Source organism: Roseospira visakhapatnamensis, from assembly GCF_014197915.1.
In the GTDB taxonomy this organism is placed as follows: Bacteria; Pseudomonadota; Alphaproteobacteria; order Rhodospirillales; family Rhodospirillaceae; genus Rhodospira; species Rhodospira visakhapatnamensis.
Genome location: NZ_JACIGK010000032.1, coordinates 21,831 through 48,170 on the forward strand (window position 1 = coordinate 21,831; position 26,340 = coordinate 48,170).

Annotated in this window: 26 protein-coding genes; 25 read left to right on the forward strand and 1 reads right to left on the reverse strand. The window is 67.9% G+C overall.

Going from position 1 to position 26,340, the window contains the following annotated elements:
• Positions 1-21: 21 nt before the first annotated feature.
• Positions 22-588: a DUF4760 domain-containing protein gene (locus GGD89_RS16645; protein ID WP_184047586.1), complete on the reverse strand. Its 567-nt coding sequence runs from the start codon at positions 586-588 to the stop codon at positions 22-24.
• Positions 589-1,167: 579 nt separating this feature from the next.
• Here GGD89_RS16645 and GGD89_RS16650 point away from each other — a divergent pair.
• From GGD89_RS16650 to GGD89_RS16770, 25 genes are all read left to right on the forward strand, one after another.
• Positions 1,168-1,641 (forward strand): crossover junction endodeoxyribonuclease RuvC, encoded by a 474-nt coding sequence (locus tag GGD89_RS16650; protein ID WP_184047589.1) that lies wholly within the window; start codon positions 1,168-1,170, stop codon positions 1,639-1,641.
• Positions 1,638-2,147, forward strand: coding sequence for a hypothetical protein (locus GGD89_RS16655; RefSeq protein WP_184047592.1), 510 nt, complete (start codon positions 1,638-1,640; stop codon positions 2,145-2,147). The genes GGD89_RS16650 and GGD89_RS16655 overlap by 4 nt, the downstream gene beginning before the upstream one ends.
• A 122-nt stretch (positions 2,148-2,269) precedes the next feature.
• Complete coding sequence (locus GGD89_RS16660; RefSeq protein ID WP_184047595.1) at positions 2,270-2,476, forward strand: hypothetical protein; 207 nt, start codon at positions 2,270-2,272, stop codon at positions 2,474-2,476.
• 138 nt (positions 2,477-2,614) lie between these two features.
• Positions 2,615-3,193, forward strand: coding sequence for a hypothetical protein (locus tag GGD89_RS16665; RefSeq protein WP_184047598.1), 579 nt, complete (start codon positions 2,615-2,617; stop codon positions 3,191-3,193).
• Positions 3,132-5,264, forward strand: coding sequence for a phage terminase large subunit family protein (locus GGD89_RS16670; RefSeq protein WP_184047601.1), 2,133 nt, complete (start codon positions 3,132-3,134; stop codon positions 5,262-5,264). The genes GGD89_RS16665 and GGD89_RS16670 overlap by 62 nt, the downstream gene beginning before the upstream one ends.
• 4 nt (positions 5,265-5,268) lie before the next feature.
• Complete coding sequence (locus tag GGD89_RS16675) at positions 5,269-5,484, forward strand: hypothetical protein (protein WP_184047604.1); 216 nt, start codon at positions 5,269-5,271, stop codon at positions 5,482-5,484.
• Positions 5,481-6,956, forward strand: coding sequence for a phage portal protein (locus tag GGD89_RS16680; protein WP_184047607.1), 1,476 nt, complete (start codon positions 5,481-5,483; stop codon positions 6,954-6,956). The genes GGD89_RS16675 and GGD89_RS16680 overlap by 4 nt, the downstream gene beginning before the upstream one ends.
• Entirely contained in the window at positions 6,956-8,152 is a 1,197-nt protein-coding gene (locus tag GGD89_RS16685; protein WP_184047610.1) for a head maturation protease, ClpP-related, read from the forward strand. The genes GGD89_RS16680 and GGD89_RS16685 overlap by 1 nt, the downstream gene beginning before the upstream one ends.
• A 12-nt stretch (positions 8,153-8,164) precedes the next feature.
• Positions 8,165-8,530 (forward strand): head decoration protein, encoded by a 366-nt coding sequence (locus tag GGD89_RS16690; protein ID WP_184047613.1) that lies wholly within the window; start codon positions 8,165-8,167, stop codon positions 8,528-8,530.
• Between the two features lie 29 nt (positions 8,531-8,559).
• Positions 8,560-9,582, forward strand: coding sequence for a major capsid protein (locus tag GGD89_RS16695; protein WP_184047616.1), 1,023 nt, complete (start codon positions 8,560-8,562; stop codon positions 9,580-9,582).
• A 58-nt stretch (positions 9,583-9,640) separates the two neighbouring features.
• Positions 9,641-10,570 (forward strand): hypothetical protein, encoded by a 930-nt coding sequence (locus GGD89_RS16700; protein ID WP_184047619.1) that lies wholly within the window; start codon positions 9,641-9,643, stop codon positions 10,568-10,570.
• Positions 10,567-10,767 carry a hypothetical protein gene (locus GGD89_RS16705; protein WP_184047622.1) on the forward strand — a complete coding sequence of 67 codons (201 nt, stop codon included), beginning with the start codon at positions 10,567-10,569 and terminating at the stop codon, positions 10,765-10,767. Before GGD89_RS16700 ends, GGD89_RS16705 begins: the two co-directional genes overlap by 4 nt.
• The gene (locus tag GGD89_RS16710) at positions 10,764-11,330 is read left to right on the forward strand and encodes a hypothetical protein (RefSeq protein ID WP_184047625.1); all 567 of its coding nucleotides are present in this window, start codon (positions 10,764-10,766) and stop codon (positions 11,328-11,330) included. Before GGD89_RS16705 ends, GGD89_RS16710 begins: the two co-directional genes overlap by 4 nt.
• Complete coding sequence (locus GGD89_RS16715) at positions 11,327-11,737, forward strand: phage tail terminator-like protein (RefSeq protein ID WP_184047628.1); 411 nt, start codon at positions 11,327-11,329, stop codon at positions 11,735-11,737. The genes GGD89_RS16710 and GGD89_RS16715 overlap by 4 nt, the downstream gene beginning before the upstream one ends.
• A gap of 74 nt (positions 11,738-11,811) precedes the next feature.
• Entirely contained in the window at positions 11,812-12,984 is a 1,173-nt protein-coding gene (locus GGD89_RS16720) for a phage tail tube protein (protein WP_184047631.1), read from the forward strand.
• A gap of 106 nt (positions 12,985-13,090) precedes the next feature.
• Positions 13,091-13,480, forward strand: coding sequence for a hypothetical protein (locus tag GGD89_RS16725; RefSeq protein WP_221238527.1), 390 nt, complete (start codon positions 13,091-13,093; stop codon positions 13,478-13,480).
• A 56-nt stretch (positions 13,481-13,536) separates the two neighbouring features.
• On the forward strand, positions 13,537-13,821 hold the full coding sequence (locus GGD89_RS20685) for a phage tail assembly chaperone (RefSeq protein ID WP_184047661.1): 285 nt from the start codon (positions 13,537-13,539) through the stop codon (positions 13,819-13,821).
• A gap of 396 nt (positions 13,822-14,217) precedes the next feature.
• Complete coding sequence (locus GGD89_RS16735) at positions 14,218-19,953, forward strand: tape measure protein (protein ID WP_184047634.1); 5,736 nt, start codon at positions 14,218-14,220, stop codon at positions 19,951-19,953.
• Entirely contained in the window at positions 19,943-21,484 is a 1,542-nt protein-coding gene (locus GGD89_RS16740; protein ID WP_184047637.1) for a hypothetical protein, read from the forward strand. Before GGD89_RS16735 ends, GGD89_RS16740 begins: the two co-directional genes overlap by 11 nt.
• 4 nt (positions 21,485-21,488) lie before the next feature.
• The gene (locus GGD89_RS16745; protein ID WP_184047640.1) at positions 21,489-22,328 is read left to right on the forward strand and encodes a hypothetical protein; all 840 of its coding nucleotides are present in this window, start codon (positions 21,489-21,491) and stop codon (positions 22,326-22,328) included.
• Positions 22,325-23,902 carry a hypothetical protein gene (locus tag GGD89_RS16750; RefSeq protein ID WP_184047643.1) on the forward strand — a complete coding sequence of 526 codons (1,578 nt, stop codon included), beginning with the start codon at positions 22,325-22,327 and terminating at the stop codon, positions 23,900-23,902. Before GGD89_RS16745 ends, GGD89_RS16750 begins: the two co-directional genes overlap by 4 nt.
• 12 nt (positions 23,903-23,914) lie before the next feature.
• Positions 23,915-24,502 carry a DUF4376 domain-containing protein gene (locus GGD89_RS16755; protein ID WP_184047646.1) on the forward strand — a complete coding sequence of 196 codons (588 nt, stop codon included), beginning with the start codon at positions 23,915-23,917 and terminating at the stop codon, positions 24,500-24,502.
• Between the two features lie 76 nt (positions 24,503-24,578).
• Complete coding sequence (locus GGD89_RS16760) at positions 24,579-24,908, forward strand: hypothetical protein (protein ID WP_184047649.1); 330 nt, start codon at positions 24,579-24,581, stop codon at positions 24,906-24,908.
• A complete protein-coding gene (locus GGD89_RS16765; protein ID WP_221238528.1) occupies positions 24,905-25,615 on the forward strand; it encodes a peptidoglycan-binding protein in 711 nt (236 codons plus the stop codon). The genes GGD89_RS16760 and GGD89_RS16765 overlap by 4 nt, the downstream gene beginning before the upstream one ends.
• A gap of 12 nt (positions 25,616-25,627) precedes the next feature.
• On the forward strand, positions 25,628-25,837 hold the full coding sequence (locus tag GGD89_RS16770; protein ID WP_184047652.1) for a hypothetical protein: 210 nt from the start codon (positions 25,628-25,630) through the stop codon (positions 25,835-25,837).
• The last annotated feature ends 503 nt before the right edge of the window (positions 25,838-26,340 follow it).

Here is a 26,340-nt window from a genome sequence, read left to right on the forward strand (position 1 = left end):
ACAGCCACTCAAGCCAGCCGCTCATTTCTTTCGCGGAAATATAGGATTCGACATAGCGAAATCCGTCATAATAGGTGGAAGACTGGCCCTTTGCGTTTCTATTAATTTTTCTTCCCACCTCCGACGCAATGTCATAAGATAACAATATATTCTTGGGTTTTTTTCTCTCCTTTGTTCTATAAAATTTCTAAATATCTTAACGTGTTGAATCAACGTGCTTGCCACCATATCAAAGCAAACTTCATCGCTTGCGACATCGGATTCTATTGCTAGAGCCATGCTCTCCCAATGAGCCAGCAATGTAAGAATTGAGACGTGTAGTTTTGGGTGACTTTCCATCTTCTTTTCAATCTCACCCATTGGAATAGCTTCTTTAATAGAAAACATTGAACCAAACACTTCCTCTACCTGCATTCTAGCATCACGTAGATGTTCGTTAGAGTAAAGGGAGTAGTTCAAGGCTTTATTTCTAATAGTCAAGTTATAATTCGCGCGCATTTGCTGCCTGATCATGCGAGCAGACACTAATACGCTCGTTAGAATTGCGATCGGGCCAAGAAGTCGCAAGATCAGGTCAAGAAAGTCCACAGGGGCCTCCTTTCCTCGTGTGAGAGCAGTATGCTGCCAAGGATCACCATGTTCCGCACCTTAAAGTGAGTGGGCATGATAGGCGCTTCCTTGCGCGTGCCTCAACCTGCCTGTCCTCAAAGGGCTGGTATTGTCACCACCACCGTTTTTGAAGTGATGACAGCCTAGCAGACAGCTGCATATGACGATGAGGTGGTGACAACCACAGCTGGATCACCGCGGCCGAGGCGCGTTTGTCACCACCTGTCACCACTTCGCGCACGAGGTGGTGACAGAAGTGATGACAGAATTTCTTTTGCAATATCAAGGCTGTCACCACTGTCACCACTGTCACCACTGAAATGGTGAAAACTGGTGGGCGATGAAAAAATACGGCGGATCGGTAGAGCTTTCATGGGCGTCGATTACCTGAAGTAGGCGTGTGTTTTTCCATCCACAAATGATGGGGACCAAGTGGTGACAGTGGTGACAGTGGTGACAGGCCGTTCCGGCACGACTCGCGCTTGACCCGCGACTCGGGTGACGGCACACTCGTTCCCGCCAAAGCCAGGGGCCCGTCTCACAGCAGCGAGCCCCGATATGTCCGACACCTTTCTGGCCCTCGACCTGGGCACCAAGACCGGCTGGGCTGTTTCCGCCCATGGCCGTGTCGCCGCTAGCGGCACCCAACCGTTCAACACCGGCCGCTTCGACGGTGGCGGCATGCGTTATCTGCGTTTCCGTCACTGGCTGGACGAGGTGCTCGTCCGCGTCGGTGGAGAACTGGCGGCTGTCCACTTCGAGGAAGTCCGGCGCCACGCCGCGACCGACGCCGCCCATGTCTATGGTGGCCTGCTGGCCACCCTGACCGCTTGGTGCGAGGAACGGCGCATCCCTTATCAGGGTGTGCCTGTGGGCACCTGGAAGCGCCATATCGTCGGCAAGGGCAACGCCTCCAAGGATAAAGTAAAGGCCGAGGTTGACCGGCGCGGGTTTGCCCCCTCGGACGACAACGAGGCCGATGCCATCGCCATTGCCCTCTGGGTCGCCGAGACCGACGGGGGTGCGCGATGAGCCGTGAGATCACGTCCCAGGATGTCACCGCCATGATGGCCGCCGGGGCATCGCTGGCCCGCGATCATGGGATGTCTGATCCATGCCCAGAGACAATCGCCTGGGAACTGTTGATCGAGGCGGCCGACACGCTTAAGTGTCTGCCGGATCGGGAACGGGGCTGGTTGGCGTCTTGTGACCGGTCGGCATGGCCGCCGGTGCTGATCGAACAGGCAGAGCGATGGGCTGCGGCTGTGGCGCGGGGTGGGTGGGATGCCATGACCGTGCGACCCGGCCCCCCGTCGGCGGCAGCGATCGAACGCATGGACACCCTGTTTCGCCTGACCGTCGGCTTTCCGCGTCCGCTCGATCTGCGTCGGGCTTTCTTGTTGGCATCGGGTGTGCCCGCGCATCTGATTGCCCGCCACACAAAGTGCAGCCGGCGCACCGTTTTCAACGCTCGGGATCGCTCCGTTGCTGTGTTGGCCGAGCGATTGGACAACATGTCGAAAAATTTAGCCGCTTGACACAAAATAGCTTGCACTCCTTGCACTCGATAAGGCATGGTTTCTTACTAGAATAGCAGCAGTGTGCGACCCCGCCGGCCCCCGCCGTGCGGGGTTTTTCACGTCCGGATCAGGAGAGCACTATGACCGTCCCTGCGAGGGAAGCCACCAGGCAAGCGATCGCAGCGCAAGCGTTGCTAACCGCCGAGATGGAGAGGTTCAACGCTCATGCCGCTGTCGGGGATGGTGAGGGCGCCGACAGTGCCCGGCAGGCCGCCCACGAGCATCTCGACCGCCTGCTGGATGTCCGGGCCGGGATCATCGTCCACGTGCTCGCGGGTGGGTGGTAGAGACCTAGCAAGCAGCGTGCCAGACGGGGCCCCTGAGGGGGCATACGTCGCGGGTCGGCACATCCAGTCGCGTTGTGTCCGCAGCTATAGGGTCCGAAATCCAGTTAACTGCGGCTTAACTGCGGCAAGGGCGCCACGATGGATCTGGTGACCAAGGCCGAATTTGCCCGCCGACACGGGGTGTCCAAGCCCGCCGTTCAGAAGTGGCAGGCCCAAGGCTACCTCATCATGAGCGACGGAAAAGTCGACGTCGCGGCGACTGACGCCAAACTGCGGGACGCTCGTAAGGGGCGCTTCAGGAGCGCGGCCTCCCAAGTAAATCCGGGTGTGAACAGGGCCGTTGACGCCTCGACGCCGAGTGTCGAGGACGCAGCCGCCACGATCGCGGCCTTCCTGCAGCGGCTCCTGGATGGGGAGTACGAGACCGAGGCGGAGGCTGATCGGGTCAAGGCGAACGCTCTGGCGGGCCTGCGAGCCTTGGAGTTTCAGGAAAAGGCGGGGTCGCTGGTGAACCTGGAGATGGCCGAGCGGACCCTGATCGACACATCGCGGGCCGCGCGGGACGCCTGGCTCAACTGGCCGTCGCGGGTAGGGCCCTTGGCCGCGGCTGAATTGGGGGTTGAGGCCGATAAGGCAACCGAGGTCCTGACGGCCCATGTCCACAAGCACCTCGAAGACCTGGCAAAAACAGGGGCAGACGCAGAAGGCCAAAGCTGAACGACTGCGCCAAGCGGCGTGGCGCGGCTGGGCCCCGCCGGCTCGGATCAGCGTGCCGACCTGGGCGGACGAATACCGACGACTGGCGAAGGAAGCCGGCAACCTGTCGGGCCGCTGGCACACCGACACGGTGGAGGTCGCACGCGGGCCGATGCTGGCCGTGACGGAACCTGGGGTGCATGTCATCACGACGATGTGCTGCACCCAGCTCATGAAGACGGCGCTGATCGAGAACATCTTCGGCTTCTTCGCGCACCTGGACCCGGCGCCGATGCTGCTGGTCCAGCCCAAGGAGGATGCGGCCCAAGCGTTCAGCAAGGAACGCATCGACAAGATGGTGAAGGCGACGCCGGCCCTGAGCGGGCTGGTGGGGACGGGCAAGAGCCGATCTTCGGACGACACGCTGCTGTACAAGGCATTCCCGGGCGGTTTCCTGTCCCTGGTCGGCGCGGGGAGCCCGGACAACCTCGCCCGGCGGCCGGTGCGGATCACGCTGTTCGACGAGGTGGACAAGTACCCCGTCACCAAGGAGGGGGACCCGATCGCGCTCGGGGAAGAGCGCACCGCGACATTCGGCGCCAACTGGCTGTCGGTCCGGGCCTGCTCGCCGACGGTCGAGGACGAGAGCCGTATTGCCCGGAGCTACGCCGCCAGCGACCAACGCCGGGCCTCGGTGGCTTGCCCACACTGCGGGCACAGGCAGTTCCTGGACTTCTTCAAGCACGTCGAGTGGGAGAAGGACGAGTCTGGGAACCATCAGCCGAAGACGGCGCGGATCTACTGCGAGTCCTGCGGCTGCGAGTGGTCGGAAGGCGACCGCCTGCACGCTCTGCAAACGACGCGCTGGCACCAGACGCGGCCGTTCGAGTGTTGTGGTCGACGGCACAGCCCATTGGACGATTACGCCCGGGCATGGCGCGACGGTGCTGCCGACCCGGTTGGCGCGGTCTGGGCCTGGTGGGAAGGCGACCGGTGGGCCGTCCATCGGGCGCGGTGTCCAGACTGTGGCGCTTGGACCGTAGACAACGAGCACGCCGGGTTCCAGGCCAGCAAGTTGTATTCGCCATGGTCAAAGGACCGGCCGCAGGACATTGCCAAGAAGTGGCTCGACGCCCAGGGCGACGACGACGCCAAGCAGACGTGGTGGAACACGCAGCTCGGGCTGCCCTACCGGCCCCGGGTCGGGCGCGACATCAAACCTCATGCGCTGATGGAGCGACGCGAGGTCTGGCCCGGCGAGGTGCCAGCCGGGGTGGCGCTGCTGACGTCAGGTGTGGACACGCAGCCCGACCGGCTGGAGGTGGAAACGGTCGGCTGGGGGCGCAGCGAGGAATCGTGGTCGGTCGAGTTCCACGTCATTGAGGGCGACCCGAACCAGCCGGAGGTGTGGCAGCGGCTCGACGAGTATCTGCTACGCCCACGGCTCCGGGCCGATGGCCGCCCGTTCACGATTGCGGCGTGCTGCATCGACACGGGCGGCTGGAACACCCAGGCCGTCTACAATTTCTGCCGCGGGAAGCTGCCCCGTCGAATTTGGGCGATCAAGGGCGCCTCGGAGACCAGCGGCCAGCGGGCCCCGGTGTGGCCGACGGCGCGGACGTCGAAGAAGCGCAGCAAGGATTACCGGCCCGTCATCATCGGGACGAACGCCGCCAAGGACCGGATCTCGGACTGCCTGGCGATCGAGACGCCCGGACCTGGATACATGCACTTCCCGGCCGAAAGGGACGCTGGCTACTTCACGCAGCTGACCAGCGAGCGGCTGGCACTGCGGAAGCGCAACGGCCGGACGTACCGGATCTGGGAGCCGAAAAAGGGCATGGCGCACGAGGCGCTGGATTGCCGGGTGTACGCCTATGCCGCGCTCTGGGGGTTGATTGTGACCGACCGGAAGGACCTGGACCGCGAGGCGCTGAAGGTCGGCGCGATTGACGATGTGCAGGTGGTGCGCATCGGCACGCCGGAAGCCCAACGCCTGGAGGCTGAGAAAGAACCGGTGATCGAGGCCAAGCCGGTTGAGAAGCCGAAGCGCAAGCCGCGTCGCGTGGCGCGCTCGAACTGGATGGGGTGAGCCGATGGCCACGCTGGAAGAATTGCAGGCGCAGCTTGCCGAGGCGCGGACCATCCGGAGGTCCCTGGTCTCGCAGATGAGTTACGCCGACGGATCGTCGGTGTCGTACCGAATCAGCGGGCAGGACGCGATCATCCGAGAGATTGAGGCCGAGATCGGTCGCCTCCAGTCGGTGAAACGGGTGCGCACGGTGCGCCTGTACGGAGGGTCCGGGCTTTGAGCTTCATCCGCCGCGCGAGGGCCGCAGTCCGCGCCTTCACCGCTCGCTACGACGCCGCCTCAACCGGGCGGCGTTCTCGTGTCTGGGGGGCGGTGAACGGCGGCCCGAACATCCCGGCGGCCAACTTGCCGACGCTGCGCAACCGGGCGCGCGATGCGGTCCGCAACGACGCCCTGGCCGATTCCGCCGTCGATACCGCTGTGACCAACATCATCGGAACCGGCATCAAGCCGCAGTTCGCCACGCCGGACGCCGGTCTGAACGCCGAACTGGCCACAATGTGGCTGGACTGGACGGACGAAGCCGACCCGGCCGGGCAATTGGACTTCTACGGCCTTCAGGCTTTGGCCGTGCGGTCGATGATCGAGGGGGGCGATAGCTTCGGCCGGTTCCGCCTGCGTCGGGCCGAGGACAGCCTGACGGTACCGCTACAAATCCAGGTGCTGGAAGGCGAGTTCTGTCCGGCTGAGAAATCGGAGATGAACGGCGGCAACAGCATCGTCTCAGGTGTCGAGTTTACGCCGTTCGGCCAGCGCGCGGCCTACTGGATGTACCGCGAGCATCCCTATGACGGCACGAACCCGCGCATTCAAGCCGGCCTGCCGGCGCGCGTTCCGGCGAGCGAGGTGTTCCACCTGATGGCCGTCCGCCGTCCCGGGCAGGTGCGGGGCGAGCCGTGGCTGACCCGCGCCCTGGTGAAGCTGAACGAGTTGGCGCAGTACGACGACGCCGAACTGATGCGCAAGAAGATTGCGGCGATGTTCGTCGGCTTCCGGCGCCGGCCGGTCCCCGAGGGCATGTCGGCGGACGAACTGGCGGAAGCCTGGGGCACGGCGGACGCCGAAGTTGATGATGGCGTCGGGCACGTCTCAATGGAGCCCGGCACCATGCAGGAGCTGGATCCGGGCGAAGACGTCGAGTTCACCAATCCGGTGGACGTGGGCGGCAACTACGAGGCTTTTTTGCGCGCTCAAAAACGCCTTGTCGCCTCGGCGGCGGGCGCCCTGTACGAGCAAGTGACCGGTGATTACAGCCAGGTCAACGACCGCACATTCCGGGCGGCGGTCAACGAGTTTCGCCGCCGCTGCCAGATGTGGCAGCACCACAACGCGGTCTATCAGATGTGCCGCCCGACACATCGCCGCTGGATGGCGGCGGGCGTGTTGTCCGGTGTCATCCGCCCGCCGCGCCGCATGGCCGAGCGCGACCTTTTGCGCGTCAAGTGGGTGCCGCAGGGGTGGAGCTACATCCACCCGGTGCAGGACGTGCAGTCCCAGCAAATGGCGGTGCGCAGCGGCTTCAAGAGCCGCGCGGAAGTGGTCTCCGAACAGGGGTACGACGCCGAGCAGATCGACGCCGAGCAGGCGGCCGACAACGCCCGCGCGGACGCGGCGGGCCTGTCCTACGACAGCGACGGGCGCCGCGCCCTGACCGATCCGACCAAGACGACTGAGCAGACGGAGAACGCCTGATGGCCTGCACCGTGAACGGCAACGAGATCGTGCTGACCGGGACGGTCGGCATGATCTGGTGGGACGAGGATTGCTTCACCTTCGGCGACGTCTTGGCAGCCCTGGCGCGGGTGGGGCGCGAGACGGATGTGCGCGTGCGGCTGAACAGCGGCGGCGGCCTCGCGACCGAGGGCGCCGCCATCCATTCCGCCCTCGCCACTCATCACGGCACTGTCGAGGTCATCATCGAGGGATGGGCCGCGTCGGCTGCGTCCCTGCTGGCCATGGCCGGCGACACGGTGGTGATGCGGCCCGGCGCGATCTTGATGATCCATGACCCCAGTGGGTTTACCTGGGGCACGGCGGACGAGCATCGGCAGACGGCCGAGGCCCTGGACGCTCTGGGCGATGCCTATGCCCAGATCTACGCCAACAAGACCGGCAAGACCGTGACCGAGATGCGCGCGCTGATGAAGCGCGAGGTCTGGCTCGGGCCCGATGAGGCCGTGGCGCAGGGTTTCGCCGACCGCGCCGACGGCGCCACCAACGACAACAACGAAGCATCTGAGCCGGTCGCGTTCGGCGGCTGGCATCGGTACGCCCGGGCCCCCGAGCGTATTACCGCGATGGCCTCGGCCAGCCGCTGGCCGTCGCGTGACCCCCTGGCGGCGCAGCCCGCCGCCCCTTCCAAACCCGACACGAAAGGAAAAGCCATGTCGGAGAAGGACAAGCAGCCGGCGGGCACGACCGACGCCGGCACGACCAACCCCACCAATACCGGTCCGGATCCCCTCGCCGCTGAGCGCGAGCGGTGCTCCGCCATCGCCAAGATGTGCGCCGAGTCCGGTGCGCCGTCCCTGGCCGATGGGTTCATCGCGGCCGGCCTAACCACGGACGACGTTAAGGCGAAGCTCGACGCGACCGGCGAGATCAAGACGATCTGCGCCACGGCCAAGCGCCTGAACCCGTCGCTGGATGCCCAGGCGCTGGAGCGCGAGTTCCTGGCCGCCGGCACCTCGCCCGAGGCCGCGCGCAAGGCGCTGTGGAACCGCCTCGCCGCTGATAGCGAGGCCACGGCCATCGTCAACACGCTGACGCCGGAAGCGGCTGCCGGGAAGGCTGCACAGTCCGCTGGTGGCGCCGCGCCCGGCCAGGCGCACGCCGATGCCATCGCCCGGGCCAACAAGCTCGCCGGCTTCGCCGGCACCGCCGCGTAAGGAGCCGCGACCATGACCACGCTTACCGAAGACCTGCACGACGGCGGGTTCGTCGCGTCGGAAGGCAACGGCCACATCAGCCGCGAGGCCGTCACCATTGTGTCGGGCCAGACCCTGAAGGCCGGGGCCGTGATCGGCAAGATCACCGCGTCCGGCAAGTACGCTGCGTATGACAACGCCGCGACGGACGGCACGCAGATGGCGGCCGGTGTGCTGTACGGCGCCGTCGACGCGTCCGGCGCCGATGCGACGGGTGTTGCCATTGTCCGCATGGCCGAAGTCGCGACCGACGGCCTTGTCTGGGGCGCCTCTCAGGATGCTGCGGCCAAAACGGCCGGGCTCGCCGATCTGGCGGCTCTCACCATCATCGCCCGCTGATCGCCGGGCCACTCAGGAGGACATGAGCCATGGCGACCATGGACATTTTCGCCAGCGACGCGTTCAAGATGACGTCGCTGTCCGGATCCCTGGACAAACTGGGCTACGTGCCCGGCTTCCTGCGCAATATGCCCGGGCTCTACGTGCCGGCCCCGGTTCGGACGGAAGCCATCTTCATCGAGGAGCGCGAAAACGCTCCCGCGCTGATCCAGACCAGCGAACGCGGTGAGGCCCCGTCCCGTAAGGTCGGCGAAAAGCGCAAGGCGCGCGGGTTCGAGACGGTGCGGCTGGCGCAGGCGTCCCGCATCCACGCCCGTGAGATCCAGGGCATTCGGGCCTTCGGCTCCGAAACGGAACTGGCGCAGGTTCAGGTCGAGGTTGCGCGTCGTCAGTTGCTGATCCGGCGCGACTTCGAACTTACCTTCGAGAACATGCTGCTCGGGCTGGTGCAGGGGCTCGCGGTCGATGCGGACGGGTCGACCCTGTACGATTGGGCGACGGAGTTCGACCAGACCATCCCGACGGAAGTTGATTTCGACCTGGACAACGCATCGCCTGCCAGCGGGGCCGTTCGCAAGAAGTGCAACGCCGTGGTGCGGTCGATCCTCCAGGGCCTGTGGGGCCTGGGCGGCAACGGCGTTCGGATCGCCGCCATCTGCGGTGACGCCTTCTGGGACGATCTGACCGGGCACAAGGAGGTGCGCGAGACGTACCTGAACACCCAGATGGCCGCCGATCTTCGCCAGGGGAACGCCTACGAGAGCTTTTCCTACGGCGGGATCACCTGGGTGAACTACCGGGGCACCGACGACGGCACCACCGTCGCCGTCAACACCGACAAGGCGAAGTTCTTCCCGGTCGGCTCCGGCATCTTTCAGTGGGCGCTGTCTCCGGGCGAGTCCTTCGACTTCGTGAACCAGCTCGGGCAGGAACTGTATTCCGCCGTCGTCCAGGACCGCGACCGCAACGCCTGGGTGGATGTGGAGATGTACAGCTACCCGCTGCCGGTCTGCACCATGCCGCAGGCCCTGCATCGGGCGCGACGCACCTAAGGCTGAGACAAGCGGGCGGCTTTCGGGCCGCCCGCCCGTGCGCACGCAGGAGGCCGCCATGCTGCCGTCGTTTCCAATGGCCGCCCTGATGCGCCAGATGGGCGAGCCTGCGACCCTGACGACGGCGGGTGGTGACGCCCTGGCGACAGAGGATGGCTTTATCCTCCTGACCGAGGACGGCGCCGCGCTGATCACGGAATCCGGCGGCGAACCGATCAGCCTCTACGCAAAGCGCGTCGGAGGCGGTCGGGAAGTGACCGTCGGCGATGTCCGGCTGGTGGTCGAGGACCTGTCGGTGCACATCCTGCGGGCCGACGCGACGCCGGTCGCCGGACAGACGATCACGATCGGGGCGGAGACCTGGACGATCCAGGCCGTCGAGCCGCTGCCCAATGATCCGCAGGCGACGCGCTGGTCGCTACGCCTGACGTGGGGCGTGACGCTGACCCTGCGCACGCCGGGGGCTGGGGGAGGCGGCAGCCCGTATGACCCGGTCCCTGACACGATCACGCTGACCGCGCGGGCAGCGGGCGCGGGCGCATTGGCGATCACCCTGGTTGCCAGCGGGTGGACGTCGGGCCGGATCCGGGCCGGTGACGTGCTGATCATCGGCGGCGCGAGCTACACGGCGACGGCGGACGTGGCGCTGATCCTGGCCGGGCAGTCCTGGGTGTTCGCCGCGGTGCCGATCACCCCGCCCCTGGCCGCTCCGGTGGCCGAGGGTGCGGCGGTGACCGTGACGGCGCCGGCGGTCGAGACCCGGACGGCCTACGCGGCGCCAGCCGAATGGACGGCGGAGGAAATCGCCGGGGGCATCGCGACGTCCGATCAGCGGTTTGTGATCCGCGCGACGCCGGGCGCCGTGCCACCGACCACCAGCGATCTGGTGCGGGTCGGAGCGGAAACCCGTGACCGGCAGGTGACCGGCGTGCGGACGATCTACGCGGGCGCCAGCGTGGCGGCGTGGGTGATCGGAGTGGCGAGTTGATCACTCTCGGCCCCACGACAACCGCGACCCTGGACATCGATGCGTTTTGCGTGGACCTGAAAGCGAACCCGTGTTGGCGTGTCCCGCATCCGGGGCACGGCGGGGACTTGCGGCCGGTCAAGGCGATGGAGTTCGCCGACGGGAGCCGGGTCGAGTTGACCGACACCGGGTTCGAGGTCAAGCCGGTGGCGTCGTGAGCATCGCGGCAAGCATCCGGGCGGCGGGGCAGCGTGCTGTTGGCGGCCATGCCGGTCGCGCGCGAGACTACGCCACCGGGCGGTTTGCCGCCGCCGACCAGCAGATGGGCCAGGGCGAGACTGAGGGTGAAATCCGCCAGACCGGCGACGTCATCGAGCGCGTCTATGCCAGCCATGCCGAGGCGGTGACGTTCGCGCTGGAAACCCTGCGGGAGCTGTCCCCGGTGCGATCCGGGGCCTACAGGGAGAGCCACGTGGTGCTCGTCAATGGCGCGGCTGCGTCCTGGCCGGTGGCACTGAAGCCGGCCGACGTGGTGGTGCTCACCAACACGCAGCCTTACGCGCGGTTGATCGAGGGGCCGCACGGGGCGTCCGGCCTGTCGGATCAGGCCCCGAACGGCGTCTACGAGGCTGCACAGGCCATCGTCCAGGCCCGGACCACGGCGGACGTGGAGTTCAACTATCAAGGCGTGGTGGATGGCGCGGCGGCCCCGGGACACCTGGCCACGCAATCCGACTATCGGTACCCGGCTTTGATCATTCGGCGGAGGCAAAAGCGATGAGCAGCGCGGCGGTCTCCGCCCTGGTTCTGGCCCAGCTTGATGCGGCCTGGACCCTGACGCCGGTTCGCCGGCCCAACGCCGATTTCGACCCGGGCGGGCGACCGTTCGTCGAGGTCGCGTTCCCGGGCGCCGACGTGCAGCGCGGCGCCATCGGCGACGCGAGCAACCCGCTCTGGGATGAGGCCGGGGCGTTCATGTGCCACGTCTTCGTGCCGGCGAACACTGGGGACGCAGTGGCCCGGCAACTGGCCGACGCCCTGGGGGATCTGTTCCTGCGCTGGGACGCGCCGCTTGGGCTGACGATCTGGCGGAGGCTCGCCAGCCAGGAGGGCGCGCGCACGGTTCAAGGACGCCCGTGGTACGGCGTTTCGTTTGGACTCACCTACCAGTTCCACACCATCGGCTGATCTGATCGGCCACAGACGGACCACAATAGGCTCGCCAGCGGTGGGCCTTTTTCTTTGGAAGGAGGCCAAGGGCCATGGCGACCAGCGCCTACTTTGCCGGTGCGCAGACCAACGACCTGCAGATCGGAATCCAGCGGGAAACGACGTGGGGCACCGCCCCGACCAGCGGCACCTACAACGGGATGCGGGTGCAGTCCATCGGCCTGGGGGAGCGCGCGAACCGGACCCGCCCCGGCGAGATCCGCAACGACATGCAGGTGTCGGCGAGCGTGCTGCAGGACATCGCCGCGTCGGGCGGCATTCAGTTCGGCGTCAGCTACGGCAACCAGGATCTGGTCTGGCCGACGCTGTTCACGGGCGATTGGAGCACGGCGGTTGCGGTCAGCGCCACCGACATCGCGGCCGATGACAGCGGCAGCCAGTTCACCAGCACGACCACCGACTTCACCGGCGAGAACATCAGCGTCGGGCAGTGGATCAAGGTCGCCGGCTTCACGACGACCACGAACAACGGGTTCTTCCGGGTTACCAGCGTGGCCGCCAATGCCCTGGGTGTGAGTCCGGCACCGGGCGCCGCCGAGGCTGCCGGGGACACTGTGACGATGGTCGGCTCGCGCCTGGTCAACGGCACGACAGTCAACTCCCTGGCCATCCAGGAACGGTATTCGTCCAGCCTGGGCTTCATGTACACGGGCTGCATCGCCACCGGCGGGCAGATCAACGCGCAGCGCGGACAGTTCTTCAGCGGCACCGTCGATTTCGCGGCCAAGGCGGAGGACAAAGCCGCTTCCGTGGTCGCCACCATGGGCGCCGCGCCGACTGCTCGTGTGATGAACACGGTCGGGCACATGCAGGCCATCGCCCTGGGCTCGCTGACGAGCGCCAAGGTCAACAGCGTGACGACCACGATCACACGTGAGGGTGCCGGCGCCGACTACGCCCTCGGCGGTGCGAGCGCGGTGGGCGTCCGCCCCGGGTCGTTCAGCGCGTCCGGCCAGATCGAGATCTACTTCGCCGATTTCGACGCCTACGACCTGTACAAGGCCGAAACGCAGATCATGGCCTACTACCGGGTCACCGACAGCGAGGGGAACACGTACATCGTCCATCTGCCCAAGGTGGTTCTGGGGGCTGTGACGAAGCAGCGCGGCGGCCCCAACCAGCCCGTCATGGCGACGTTCGAGTTCATGGCCGAGCCCGACCCCGATCTCGGCCACACGATGGCTATCGACCGCTTCGCGGCCTGACGGCTGCAGTGAACGCCCGCGCGCGGGCCGGGGCGGTGTGCGTGTCAGGGCGCCGCCGCCCCACTCCCTGACGATCTCTGGCACCCCCTGACGAAAGGACCTGAGCATGGATTTGAACGACTTCGCCGTCGGCGCGGCCTACGAGGACGGTTTCACCCTCATGCTGTCCGAGGACTGCGGCGTGAAGCTGCGGGCCGCAGGCAGCGACAAGGCCCAGAAGGTGCGGGAGCGGCTGTGGGAGCCGTACAGCAGCTTCCGCGAGATCCCGGACGGCATCCGGGCCAAGCTGAACGCGCGCTGGATCGCCGAAGGCTTGGTGGTTGAGTGGGTGGGACCCTGGAAGGTCGACGGCAAGCCGCTGCCGACCGACGTCGCCGAGGTGGCGAAGATCCTGGCCCGCCCGGCGCTCAAGCCGCTGGCCACGCGCCTGCTTCAGGCCAGTCTGAACGACGAAAATTTCCGCGCCGGCAAGGAAGCGGCAGCGGAAAAAAACTGAGGGCCTGGGCTACGTGGCAGTTCGGCTGGGGGAAGGACGCCGAGAGCATCGGCATGATGCACATCGAGGACGGGGAGGACCCGCCGCCGATCTGCATCCCACCCCCCGTCAGCCCTGCCCTGGCCCGGTATGTCGTGTGTTTCCGGCTGGTAACCCGGGATAGGCCCGTCGGCATGGCGCCAGGGCCGATCCCGACCAGCGCCATCATCACCTATGCCCGCGATGTCGACGGCGTGACGGATCGGGCGGAGCTGCGCCGGTACCTGCGGTTCGTCGGCACCATCGATGAGGAATACCTGAGGGCCGGGCACACCGAGCGGCGGGAAAAGGGCGCGGACTAGTCTTTCCGCGTTACACCCATGGCGTTCACAGGCGGGCGGGGCCTCCCGGGCGAGGCCGGAGTGCCTTGCCCGGCGGCGTCCTGGCTTTGGTCCAGGGGTAGCGGGTCGACGTCTCGGGCGCATCGCGGGCACACGGTAGCCTCGCGGTCAATGAGTGATTTGCAGTGCGGGCATTGTCGGCGGGTAACCGCCCACCCAACCGCAGCGGTAACCGCAACGTCAGATATTTTGTTGGCAAACCATTGCTGCACAAGCCACTGAGTGGCGCCGACGACAAGTAGCAGCAGAAACGCTCCGATCAGCACGTACTCCATTTCTGGCCTCCTTCGCGAAGGAAGCCGGAATCATGACGTATGCCGCGCGGTGAGTCCATCGCGCGCACCATGAGGCGCGCCTATGGCCGAGATCAACGTCATCATCGACAAGATCGTCATCGACGACAGCGGCGCCGTGTCCGGCGCCGCCAAGGTCGAGACAGCCTATGAGCGGTTGGCGCGCGCGGCTGGCGAAGGTGCGACGGCGGCGGACAAGACGTCGATGGCTTTGGCGCGGCTCGGCGCGGCGGCTGGGGAGTTCGCGGCGGCCGGCGGGCGGTTCGTGGCCGGCGCGACGCAGATCACGACGTCCATGGGCGTCATGGTAGCCCAAGTGACGACGGCGGAGCGCGCGTGGACGGCGCTGGAACTGACCATGGCCACGGCGGCCGGCGGTATGTGGGGCCTCAAGAAGGAGATCGCGGAGACCGTCGTCGAGGCGCATCTGTTCGGTGGCGCCGCCGACAGGGCTGCGTCCGCGTGGTCCCGGCTGGAGATGGCGGCCGGGACGATCGGCGTGGGTCTGTCCCTCAACAGTCTCATGCAGCAGGCGCAGGAGTACCATCAGGCCGTCAGCTTGATCGAGCGCGCGGCCGGCGATCAGGCGGGCGCGGTGGAACGCGACCTGTACCGGATCAGTCAGGCGGCCGGGGCCTCCTTCACGGACCTCGCGCGCCTGACCAAATCGCTGGACGACCTGCCGGGCGGGATGCGCGAGGCCCTGGACGTGACGGAGGCCGTGGCCCTGTCCATGGCCTCCATGCCGGGGTCCGCGCAATCGGCGGCGGCGGCCGTGACTCAGTTCACGCAGGCCATGCAGGGCGGGAAACTGCGTGGCGACGAGTTCAACAGCATCATGGAACAGGCACCGGCCCTCGCGGATGCCCTCGCCGAGGGGCTGGACGTCTCCGCCGGCAGCATGCGCGCCATGGCGGAAGCCGGCGAACTGTCGGCCGATCGGGTCTCCGCCGCGTTGCGCTCCGTGCTGCCCGGCCTGCGCGAGTTGCGCGAGGAGATGGACCTCACGCTGAATCAGCAGACGCAAATGGTGCAGAACGCGCTGACGCGGTTCTCGGGTCAGGTGGACGAGCGCGCCGGCGCGTCGGGTGTCATCGGCGGAACGCTGATGGACGTCACCGAGCGCCTGGAAAGCCTGGAGGCGCAGAACGCGGCCGTGGCCGTCATGGAGAAGTTCGCAGTGGCCGGCGGCATGGCCAGCGATGCCGCCATGTTGCTGGCGAACAACCTGGATCTGGTCATCGGCGCCTGGATGGTCTGGCAGGGCCTGAAGGCCGGGGCCGGCGTGGTGTTTTTCGCCGGGGCTATGAACACGGCCGAGGCAGCCATGGCGCGGCTGGGCATCGCCACGAACACCACGACCGCCGCCGTCACGAAGTTCGGCGTCGCCGCGACGCTGGGCGTGTCGCCGCTGTCGATCATTGCCACCCTGTTGTCGGCCGGCGCCGCCGGGTGGCTGCTGTGGGAAAGCCGGGTGACGGACGCACAGGTTGCCACGCAGGCGCTGATCGATGTGCAGCAGCACCTGAACAAGGTGACGGCGGATCACAACATCCTGGTTGGGGAAACGACGGAATCTATCGCAGCCATGACGGCCGCCCAGCGCGAGGCGGCGCTGTTCGATATGGCCGAGGCAGTTGAGGATCAGGCTGAGGCGGTCAGCAAGGCGGTGTCGTCCCTGCGGGATGCGTTCGACCTTAACGCCATGGACTTCACGGGCCAGGGCGAGTCCGCGCTGCGGCTTTTCAATGAATTCGATCGGCTGGTGGCAAAACTGGGAACCGGGTCGCAGGATCTGGAAGCCTGGCTAGCGAACATGCGGACCTTTGCTGACAGTCTGGGGGGCGATGTTCGCGCATCGATTCTCAAAACTATCGACGCACAACAGGCGCTAATCGCGTCTACCGCCGATGTGGGAGAGAGCAATCAGCACGTCACCATGACGGCGCGGTTGTTAAGGGATCCCACGGAGGAAGCGGCCCTGGCGTTCTTTGAGCTTGCGGACGGCCAATCTGCGGCGGCCCGTGCCGCCGCGCAGATGTCCCGGGAGATGGATCGTGCGCGGAACACAGTGGACGATCTTCAAACCCGCGTAATCCGGTTGCAAGCGGCGTACACACTGTTTCAACGACAGGGTGCGGAGGCCGCGCAAGAACTCCAGCGCCGCTTCGAGGCTAGCGACCTCGCGCGTGCGGCACAATACTCCGTGCAGCAAATCGAAGAACTGATGGTCGCCGAAGACCGGCTTACTGCGGCGCTGAATGAAGGATATCGGGCGGCGGAGAATGCTGCGCGCGAGGCCACCTCGGTCTCCCGCAACCACAACACCGCCCTGGAGGCGGCGAATCGTCTGCTGGAGCAGTACAGCCAGCGGGATATGCCCGAGGCGATGCGCGTGGAGCGCGAGTACACGGACGTCATCGAAGAGGCGATCACCAGCGGCAAGGTACAGATCGACACCATCCACGCCCTGATCGCGGCGCGGGACGAGCATGTGGCCTCGATCCAGGCCGAGGCCCAGGCCGAGCTGGGCCGCCTGACCGACGCGCCGCGCCTGCTGGACGAGGAAACCGCCGCGATCCTGGCCGGCGGCGACGCCCTGGAGCGGCTGACCCGCGAGCGCGAGATCGCCTCGGCGACGGCGGACCAGTACACGGCGGTGCTGGAACAGGCCCGCGAGGCCGGCCTGTCCGAGGCCGAGGCGCTGGAGACCGCGCGCATGTCCGCCGCCGCGCTGGGCCGGGCCATGGGCGACCTGGACGCGGCGGCGGACATGCGCGCCTACTGGGACGCGATCGAGGGGGAATCCTATGCCGTCTCGAAAGATGTCGCCGATGCCCTGGTGACCGGGATCCACGACGGGTGGGACGAGGGCCTGGACGACCTCGGCGACCTGCTGAACACCATGCTCCGGGACTGGCAGGCGCGTCTGCTGGCGGAGCCACTGACCATCGTCATGGACTACGCCGTCGCCTCGGCGCCGTCGGTGTTCGGTGTACCCCAGGCGACAGCCGGGAACGTCCCGGCCGGCTACCAGCCCGCCGTGGGTCCGGATGGCAAAACCGTGCTGGTGCCCTCGGGCCAGCAGGCACCGTCCGGCTTCGACCTGTCGTCGATCTCGCTGCCGATGACGGGCGATACCTTCGGGATGTTGCCCTCGTGGGTGAACAAACCGCTGTTCACCATCGGGGGCGATGGCGGGTTCGTGTGGGGTTCGTCGTCCTCAATGTACACGCCGGGGGTGACCGGCGCGCCGTCGCCCGGCCCGGCCAGCCTCGGCGGCGTCAGCACGTCCGGCGGGGGTGTACCGATCTCCGGCGGTCAACTTTTCGGCGCCGGCATGTACGGTATCTCTGGCGGCCTGGGCATCGCCAACGGCCAGTACTTCAGCGGTGCCGCAAACCTGGCGGCCGGGGCCATGATGCTGATTCCCGGGGCCCAGCCTTTCGCGCCGTTCGTGGCGCTGGGCGGAAGCATCCTGGAGGGTGTCTTCGGGAGCATCTTTGCCCCCACCCGCCCGCATCCGGCCGGCGGCGGGCACATCACCGTCAATCCCGACGGCACGGTCAGCACCGGCGCCTACTTCGGCAAGCACACCGACCTGGCGGCGCAGCAGGCGGCGGTGGACCCGTTCGGGGCCTTCGTCCAGCAGATCATGGACCTGACCGACGCCCGCCTGTCGGGCGCCCTGGACATGGCGATCAGCGCCGACGACGGCGAGTTCCGCCTGACCACATCGCACACGGGGGTGCCGGAGGATCTGCGGCCCTACGTGTCGAGCGTCAAGGACGGTCAGTTCATCGACTTCACGACCATGGAGGCGGCGCAGTCGGCCTACCTGCGTCACCTGGGCGGTGCCCTCGAGGACATGCCCGACGCCTCGCGGGTCCTGCAGGACGTGACGCCGGACAACATCGAAACGGTGCTGCCGGACCTGTCCTTTGTGATGGAGTTCGACCAGGCCATCGAGGCCATGACCGCCGGCGTGGTGTCCTTCAGCGAGACCGCGCGCGGCCAGATGGTGGCCGGCCTGAAGCAGTCGCAAGAGGCCATCGAAGAGTTCCTGGACTCCACCACGCGGCTGATGCCCGACCGCATGGCCGAGGCCGACGCGGCGGTCAAGGCGGCCGCCCTGTCGATGTTCGGCCTGACCGAGCAGAGCCGCATCCTGGCCCCCGAGATCCAGGCGTTCATCGGCCAGACCGAGGGGCTGCGGGACCAGTTCTCCGCCGTCATGGGGGCCGCCGGCTGGACCGACGAGACCATCGGCGCGGCCGGCTTCGCCAGCCTGGCGGAGGCGGAGACCGAAGCCGTGCGGCGGTCCCTGGAAGGCTGGCTGGAGACCGTCGCCCTGACCCACGACGGCGCCGACGCGCTGGCCGAGGCCTTCGGCGACATCCCGGACATCCTCAAGATGCTGGCCGACGAGGTGGAACAGAGCCGCGCCGACCTGGAGCGGACCTACGAGCAGCGCTACGCCCAGGCCACCGGCACGCCCTACCTGAACCTGTCCGGGGTGGCCGATCAGTACGCGGCGGCCCTGGAGGAGGCGGCCGGCGTCGGCCTGGACGCCGCCGTGGTGACGCGCACCTACACGGCCGAGATCGCCGCCCTGGTGGACGAGATGTCCGCCGCCGACATCACCGCCCTGATCGACCAGTACCAGGGCGTCGACGTCGTGGTGGATGGCCTGCATCAGGCGCTGTTGGCCGCCGAAGAGGCGGCACAGGTGACGACGGCGCACGAGACCCTGCTGGCGGCCTACGAGGCGGAACGGTCCGCGCTGGCGGACCTGTTGACGACGCAACGGGACGTCGTCTCGGGCTGGCGGGCCGTGGCCGAGGCGGCGTCCGATGCGTTGTTGGGGCTGCGCACGGGCGCGGACACCCTCCTCAGCCCCATGGATCGCTTCAACACGCTGGAGGCGGCGGTCCGGGACGCCTATGCCGGTGCCATGATGGGAGATGCCGACGCGGCGGCCACCCTGGCGGCGCTCGCGCCTGATCTGAACCAACTGGCGCGCGAGAACTGGGGCACGGGTGGTCAGACCCCCGAGACCTACCGCATGTTGGACGACATGCTGTCGGCGGTGGAGGCCCAGGGCCTGCGACAGGTCGGCGTCGAGCAACGGTCGCTAGACGCCCTGGAAAGCCAGATCGACAGCCTGACGGCGGTCGAGGCCGCCATCAAGGAGGGGGATGTCGCGACCCTGGCGTCGCTGGACGGGCTGAGCGTCAATCTCCTGGCGGCCGTCCAGGCGCTGGCGGCGGCCAACGATATCGCGCCGCCGCCCTGGAACGAGGCCGCCTATCTGGCGGCGAACCCGGATGTGGCGGCGGCGGTGGCCGGCGGCGCCTTCACATCGGGGCGCGCGCACTGGGACCGGCACGGTCAGTACGAGGCCGGGCGCCCCATGGGTTTCCGCCTGGGGGGTGCGATCCCCGGATACGCCGGCGGCGGCGTCGTCGGCAACGGCGTCTGGGACGTGGACAGCGTCATGGCCCGGTACGCGGGCGGCGGTGCGATCGCCCTGGCCGGCGGCGAGTTCGTGGTGCGGGCGCCGAGCGTGACCGACGCCACGCTGCCGGCCCTCGGCGCCATCAACCAGACGGGACGCCTGCCGGGGTTCGATGTCGGCCCGCTGGTCGCGGAAATCCGCGAGTTGCGGCAAGAGGTGGCCCAGCTGAAAGCCGAGGCCCGCCGCAACACGGACGTGGCCTATGCCGGGCACAACACCGTGGCCGAGGCGGTGCGCGACCAGGGCCGGACCATCCACACGGTGCGCCGCCATGTCGCGTAGCATCGCCCTGGTGGAGCCGACGGTGGTGGACCGGGCCACGACGACGCTGGTCGTGCTGCGGTATGCCGTCGGCCCCTTCGTCACCGCGCCCACGGACACACCCGCCAGCACGCCGTACCTGCCGCAGGTCCAGGCCCTCGGCGGCATCACCCAGGCCATCGGCACGGACGAGAGCCCGCTGGGGGCCTTGGACGTGTCCGGCCTCGTGCTGGGCAACGCGCCCGATGACATCGGCCGCCCCCGCCCCCTGGACGCCCGCCTGTGCGCCGGAGACGGCGCGGGCTGGCCGGTGACGATCCGCCGTGTTCCGGCCGGGGGATCGCTGGCGAGCGCGACCGCCATTGCCACCCTGGTGCAGGAGATGCCACGCCTGACCCGGTCCACGGTGACCCTGACGGTGCGCGACCGCATGGGTGACCTGGACACGCCAATGCTGACCACGCGCTACGCCGGCACGGGCGGCCTGGAGGGCGGCGCCGACCTGGAGGGCGTGGAGAAGGAGCGCACCTGGGGCCGCTGCCGGAACGTGCAGCCGACATACCTGGGCCTCAGCGCCGCAAACTACCCCCTGTGGTCACTCAACGGCGGCCAGCCGATCCAGGCCATCACGGCGGTGCGGGACGGCGGTGTGGACCGCGGGGCGGCCACCCCCGGCACGCTGGGCGCGGCGGACGGGTCCTGGTGGCGGGTCAATCTGGCGACGGGGACCCTCGAGACGTACTCCAAGGGTGAATTCGATCTCACCGTGGACGTCGAGGGCGACGCGCGCGGCGGCGCGTTCCGCGATACGCCCGCCAGCCTGATCCCGGACATCCTGGTCCATCACCTGGGGCTGGCCCTGGAGTCCGACCTGGACGGCACATGGGCCACCCGGGCGGCGGAGCGGCCCTGGGCGGTCGGGTTGCACGTGCCGGCCGGGGACGGCATGACGGCACGGGAGGCCGTCGAGGCCCTGTGCCGGTCGGACCGGTTCTGGATGGCCTGGACACCGGCCGGACGGCTGACCACCGGCCCTCTGGGCGCGCCCTCGGGGCCGCCGTCCTTCGTCTGGCGCCCGGACCTGCACCACGGCGGCGTCGAGCCCGGCGACGACCAGGGCCTGCCGGTGCACGAGGTTTCCATCGGTCACACACGCAACTGGACCCCGGGCCAGCGCACGGCGGCTCTGGCGCCGACGGCGTCCGTGACCTTCGCGGAGACCGAATACCGCCGCGCGGTGAGCGAAGGCGCGTGGTCGGGCGCGGTCAAGGCACGGTGCCCCCTCGCGGGCACCCTCAGCCTTGATACGCTGCTGGCCGATGCGGCCGACGCGGCGCTACTGCGGGGGGCCCTCGAAGCGGATCGGGCCGAGGCGCGCCGGGAGTACACCCTGGATCTGTTCCTGGACGCGGCCGAGGTGCCCGCGCTCGGCGCGGTGGGCACGGTCTACGACGACGTCGCGGGCTTCGAGGCCGGCCGGCGGGTCCGTGTCGTCGCCCTATCGCTGGCCGGTCTGCTGAACGGCCGGATCTCCGTGACGGTGAGGGATTGATGACATGGCGAACGGACTCTTGAGCCGCACCAACCATGCGACAGAGGCCACGATCAGTGGCCTCGGCTGGGCGGGCCTGGACACGCTGCCCACCCTGCCGCTGGGCGTGCCGGCGCGATCCGCCGATCCCGCGCCCGGCCCGATCCGGCTGCGATGGGCGGCCCCGAAGCCGACCCAGGCCCTGTTTTTGGGCAGTACCAACCTGCAGCAGGCGGCCGAACTGACGGTCACGCGGTTCTCGGATACGGCGGCGTCGATCGAGATCGATCGCCAGACCAAGCCGGTCGTGCCCCGGCTGTACACCTGGGACCAGATGTACTGGGGCCACCCCGGCCTGTTCCGGGGCAACCTGGAAACGGCGGTCTACACAGCCTATCCCCGGATCGCCTGGATGACGTTCGATCGCGCGCTCTGCGGCGGCATGGACATCCAGGTCGACGACGCGGCCAACCCGGACGGCTACCTCCAGATCGGCTTTCTGTTCACCGGCACGGCCCAGCGGTTCCGGATCAACTACGCGACCGGCCAGCGGGACATCGTGGTCCCGAACGGCTCTGTCGCGCGCACGGCCGGCGGGCATGCGTTCGTCGAGCCCGGCCAACCCACCCGGCGTGTGGAAATCCCCTGGGACTACATGGCGGACGGTGACCAGGAGGTGCTGGCGGACACCGTGTGGTCCCAGCAGCAGCATGGCCCGGTGGTCTGGCTGCCGGATACCGATCAGCCCGCGCTCTGCTTCCGCCACGGCGGCGTGTTCCAGATCCGGGGCGAGACCGCCCTGGATCGCGCCTACTGGGACCGCAGCAGCACGACGACCCTGACCCTGGAGGGGGTGACCCGATGAGCAGCAATCCGACCTTCCCGACCATTCAGGCGGCGATCGACTACGCCGAGGGCCTGAACACCAACGTCTATTCCGCCGACGCCAACCCCGGCGGGCTGGATGGCAACGACGGGATGGTGGCGAACTTCGTGCCGGCGATCCACGCCGTGGCGCGCATCGGCGAGGGGGTAGGCACCTACGACCCGGTGCTGCTCCAGACGCTGGTGCCGCATCTGGGCGACCTGGCCGCGCTGGCGGCGGCGGCGCAACTGGCGCCGGTGGCGGACGGGGAGTTCCTGCGCTACCAGACCGGCGCCGGCTACGTCGGCGCCGGTCTGGTAGCGCCCCCCACGATCGTGACACCCTCGCCCGGCGAGGTGCTCACTAAGGACAGCCCGACGCTGGCGTCATCGGCCTATGGGTCCATCTACGGCGTCTCTCACGCGGCGAGCCGATGGATCGTGTATGCAGGGGGCACGGACACCATCGTTTACGATAGCGGCTGGACCGCCGACCTGACCAGCCACGACATCCCGTCCGGACACCTGCAGCCGGGGTCGGTGGCCTATGGCCTCGCCGTCCAGCACCGCGACGCGGCCGGGGTCGAGAGCGCCGAGAGCCCCCGCGTCGGTGTGGTGACGTCGGCGGGTTTCTCGGACCTGCTGCCGGTGCCGCCCTCCGTTCCCGCCATCGGCAGCGCGCATGCCGGAGGTTTTTATTGCGGCGCCATCTGGGACGAGGTCACGACCTCCAGTGATAGCCTGACCATCGCCACCGGCCAGATCACCGTCACGGTGACTGATCAGGCGCCCTTGTTCTACGCGGGCCAGTCGGTGCGGCTGGTGTCGCGTGGTGACGCCGGCAACCGGCGCATGGAGGGGACGGTCACCAGTGGTTGGGGGACCGCGCTGGTGGTCAACGTCACAAGCATTACGGGCGCGGGCACATACACCGATTGGTCGGTGACCGCCCGGTATCGGCTTGTAGTGGCGCCCAAATCAGCCGGGGAATCATCGGCGTACGCGATGGCGGCGTCTGAGGGCGCGTGGCCGCCCGCCACGGCCACACTGACGAATGGTCAGGCGGCCACGGCAGCGCTGCTGGCGGCCGGCACCGCGAGTGTGTACCCGGCGCCACATTGGGCGGCCGGCCTGACTATCGGCGGGCGTGCGGACTGGTATGTGCCAGCCCGAGACGAGATCGAGGTGGCATGGAGGAACTTAAAACCCGACGCGGCTAACAACAATACCGGAAATCGCATTAAAACGGACACAAACTATGAGAGCGGTGGTAACGAAGACGATGTGGACTCGGATACAATGGGTGTAAACAGGCACTCAAGCCCGGAGGGGGGCGCATACACTACCACAGTACCAGGTCAGACAGCGGTCACGGCGTTTATGCTTGGGAACGAGGAGGCTTTTAAGTGGGGATCAGGTGTTTACGTGTATTACGTAACGTCTAGTGAAATTAACGAACAGCAGGTCTGGGCTCAAGGCTTCAATTCGAATGACGCCGGCGGGCAATCAATATCAATTAAAACGTCCGTCACCAGCACCCTCTTTATTCGCGCCATGCGTCGCGAGATTTATTAGGAGGGAAGTAGCATGAGATACCTGCGCTATACTTACGTCGACGCCGTGACGGGCATCTCCGCGACGGCAGGCACTCCGCGCGACGCCCCCCGACCGCCGGACGTAGCCGGGTTGATGTATCTGTGGGCACTGGAGACGGAGTATCCGACGGAGGCGCCCACGTTCTACGGCCGCGCGCCGGACGATACCGACCTGACCGTCCCTGGTGTCCTCGCCGAGGTGACGGTGGCGGAATGCCTCGCCGCCGGCCAGCGGGAGTGGCGTGCCCGCGCGACGGAGGCGTTTCGTCGCTCCCGCGACGCCGGACTGGATGTGGAGACCGGCGGCGGCCCCCTGCATGTGGAGACCGATGACCCGGCGCTGGGACAGATCCGCGCCCTGCGGGACCTGCTGGTCGACACAGGCGGGACGCAGGCGTTCGTCACCCGTGCCGGGGCGCGGGTTGTCGCCGATGCGGCGATGATGACCACCATCCACGGCGCCGTGGCGGCCCGCTGGCAAGCCCTCCTGGCGCGCGAAGCCGCTTTGTATGACGCCATCGACGCCTGTACGGCCCCGGCCGATTTGCGGGCCATCGACACGGCGGCCGGCTGGCCCTGAGCCACCGTGCCGCCGCCCACCCCATCCGCCCCGCCCTCGCGCGGGGTTTTTTGTGTCCCGAGACAGAGGAGGCCCCATGGCCGATCCGATCACCTGGGAGGCCCTCGGCGCCGGCCTGGCCCTGCTGGGGGGTGGTGGCGCCGCGACCGCCTGGATCGTGGCCGAGATCAACCGGGCGCGCCGCGAGTCGTCCGAGGGCCGGGACCGGCTGCACCGGCGGCTGGACGCCCTGACCACGGAGATCGGCCAGACCTACGTGCGGCGCGATCTGCACGCCGCCGATCTGCGCACGGTGCACCACGCCCTGGAAGAGACGAACCGCATGCTGACGTCCCTTGCCGGCCGCGTCTGCCCCTATGACGCGGGCGATGGACGCCCGCGATCGAGAGAGGAGGATCGCCCGTGACCCCCGTCCCACCCCCCGTCCTGCCGACCGAGGCCGTGCTGGCCGCCACCGCCGGCGGGCGGCTGTCCGAACGCCAGGCCGCCCTCATCGCCGCCGTGGCCGCCGAGGCGCCGGCCGCGCTGCCCCCCGCCGGCATCGACACGGCCCCGCGCGTCGCCCATCTGCTGGCGCAACTGGCCCATGAGTCCGACCGCTTCCGCACGACGGAGGAATACGCGTCCGGTGCCGCCTACGAGGGCCGCCGCGACCTGGGCAACACCCGGCCCGGCGACGGGCGGCGCTACAAGGGCCGGGGGCTGATCCAGTTGACCGGCCGCGCCAACTACCGCCGCTTCGGCCGTTTGGTGGGCGAGGACCTGGAGGCCCGCCCCGAGCGCGCCGCCGAGCCGGCGCTGTCGCTGCGCATCGCCGCCGCCTACTGGACGGACCGGGGCCTGAACCCGCTGGCCGACGCCGACGACATCCGCGCCATCACCCAGAGAATCAACGGCGGCACCAACGGCCTGCCCGACCGGGTGCGCTGCCTGGAGCGGGCGCGCACCGCCCTGGCCCAGCAGCGGCTGGCCGACCTGGGCCACGACCCCGGCCCCATCGACGGCCGGTGGGGGCCGCGCACCGGCCGCGCCCTGCGGGCCGCCACGGGCGCCGCCGACCTGGCCGCGCTGTGGGCGGAGGCTGTCGAGCCCCCGCCGAACCCTGACCCCTGAAGGAGACAGACCATGGACTGGATCGTCACCCATTGGGACGAACTGCTGCTGATCGTCACCGGACTGATCAGCGTGGCCTCGGCCATCGCCGCCTTGACGCCCACCCCCACCGACGACCGGCTGGTCGGCGCGCTGCGCCGGATCGTGGAGGCCCTGGCCCTCAACGTCGGCCATGCCCGCCCGGCGCCGCCGCCACCCCCGCCCTCGGCCCCGCCGGAGTGAGGGGACGCCGGGGGCGGCGATGATCGGCGCCGTCCTGCGCCTGGGACCCGTCCTGGCCGTCGGCGCCGTGCTGCTGGCGGCGGCCGGTGGCGGGGGGCCAGGATGCGGAAGGTACGGGGGTTGATGGCAGGAAACCGCTAGACACTCCCCATACAAGCCTTTGATTTTCAAAGAGTGAAACAAATCATGAAAACTGTCTAACCTATACTGGAATCACACATTTCTAAGCTGACTACGGATCAGAAGGTTAGGAGTTCGAATCTTCTCGGGCGCGCCATATTTTTCAGACACTTATGTCTCGCAACGGCGGCCTTCAGGCCGCCGTTTTGCGTTTGAGGTACCATCCGACAGGCGATATCTTGTGGGTGCCAGGGTCCGCGACAGCGGCGCGAGCACGCATGACGTTTGTGTAGCGCGGCGGTCGATTTGGCACAAATCGGCAGGGATTTGGCACACCGGACATTGGTCCGGGGTGGCGTGATTTGGCGGCTGGCGAAAGGCAT

Coding starts and splice junctions, on each gene's coding strand:
- GGD89_RS16685 (WP_184047610.1), top strand. CDS start 6,956: ATGGCCTGCACCGTGAACGGCAACGAGATCGTGCTGACCGGGACGGTC.
- GGD89_RS16665 (WP_184047598.1), top strand. CDS start 2,615: ATGGATCTGGTGACCAAGGCCGAATTTGCCCGCCGACACGGGGTGTCC.
- GGD89_RS16715 (WP_184047628.1), top strand. CDS start 11,327: ATGAGCAGCGCGGCGGTCTCCGCCCTGGTTCTGGCCCAGCTTGATGCG.
- GGD89_RS16670 (WP_184047601.1), top strand. CDS start 3,132: ATGTCCACAAGCACCTCGAAGACCTGGCAAAAACAGGGGCAGACGCAG.
- GGD89_RS16675 (WP_184047604.1), top strand. CDS start 5,269: ATGGCCACGCTGGAAGAATTGCAGGCGCAGCTTGCCGAGGCGCGGACC.
- GGD89_RS16690 (WP_184047613.1), top strand. CDS start 8,165: ATGACCACGCTTACCGAAGACCTGCACGACGGCGGGTTCGTCGCGTCG.
- GGD89_RS16695 (WP_184047616.1), top strand. CDS start 8,560: ATGGCGACCATGGACATTTTCGCCAGCGACGCGTTCAAGATGACGTCG.
- GGD89_RS16700 (WP_184047619.1), top strand. CDS start 9,641: ATGCTGCCGTCGTTTCCAATGGCCGCCCTGATGCGCCAGATGGGCGAG.
- GGD89_RS16750 (WP_184047643.1), top strand. CDS start 22,325: ATGAGCAGCAATCCGACCTTCCCGACCATTCAGGCGGCGATCGACTAC.
- GGD89_RS16720 (WP_184047631.1), top strand. CDS start 11,812: ATGGCGACCAGCGCCTACTTTGCCGGTGCGCAGACCAACGACCTGCAG.
- GGD89_RS16660 (WP_184047595.1), top strand. CDS start 2,270: ATGACCGTCCCTGCGAGGGAAGCCACCAGGCAAGCGATCGCAGCGCAA.
- GGD89_RS16650 (WP_184047589.1), top strand. CDS start 1,168: ATGTCCGACACCTTTCTGGCCCTCGACCTGGGCACCAAGACCGGCTGG.
- GGD89_RS16725 (WP_221238527.1), top strand. CDS start 13,091: ATGGATTTGAACGACTTCGCCGTCGGCGCGGCCTACGAGGACGGTTTC.
- GGD89_RS16735 (WP_184047634.1), top strand. CDS start 14,218: ATGGCCGAGATCAACGTCATCATCGACAAGATCGTCATCGACGACAGC.
- GGD89_RS16740 (WP_184047637.1), top strand. CDS start 19,943: ATGTCGCGTAGCATCGCCCTGGTGGAGCCGACGGTGGTGGACCGGGCC.
- GGD89_RS16755 (WP_184047646.1), top strand. CDS start 23,915: ATGAGATACCTGCGCTATACTTACGTCGACGCCGTGACGGGCATCTCC.
- GGD89_RS16760 (WP_184047649.1), top strand. CDS start 24,579: ATGGCCGATCCGATCACCTGGGAGGCCCTCGGCGCCGGCCTGGCCCTG.
- GGD89_RS16745 (WP_184047640.1), top strand. CDS start 21,489: ATGGCGAACGGACTCTTGAGCCGCACCAACCATGCGACAGAGGCCACG.
- GGD89_RS16655 (WP_184047592.1), top strand. CDS start 1,638: ATGAGCCGTGAGATCACGTCCCAGGATGTCACCGCCATGATGGCCGCC.
- GGD89_RS16770 (WP_184047652.1), top strand. CDS start 25,628: ATGGACTGGATCGTCACCCATTGGGACGAACTGCTGCTGATCGTCACC.
- GGD89_RS20685 (WP_184047661.1), top strand. CDS start 13,537: ATGCACATCGAGGACGGGGAGGACCCGCCGCCGATCTGCATCCCACCC.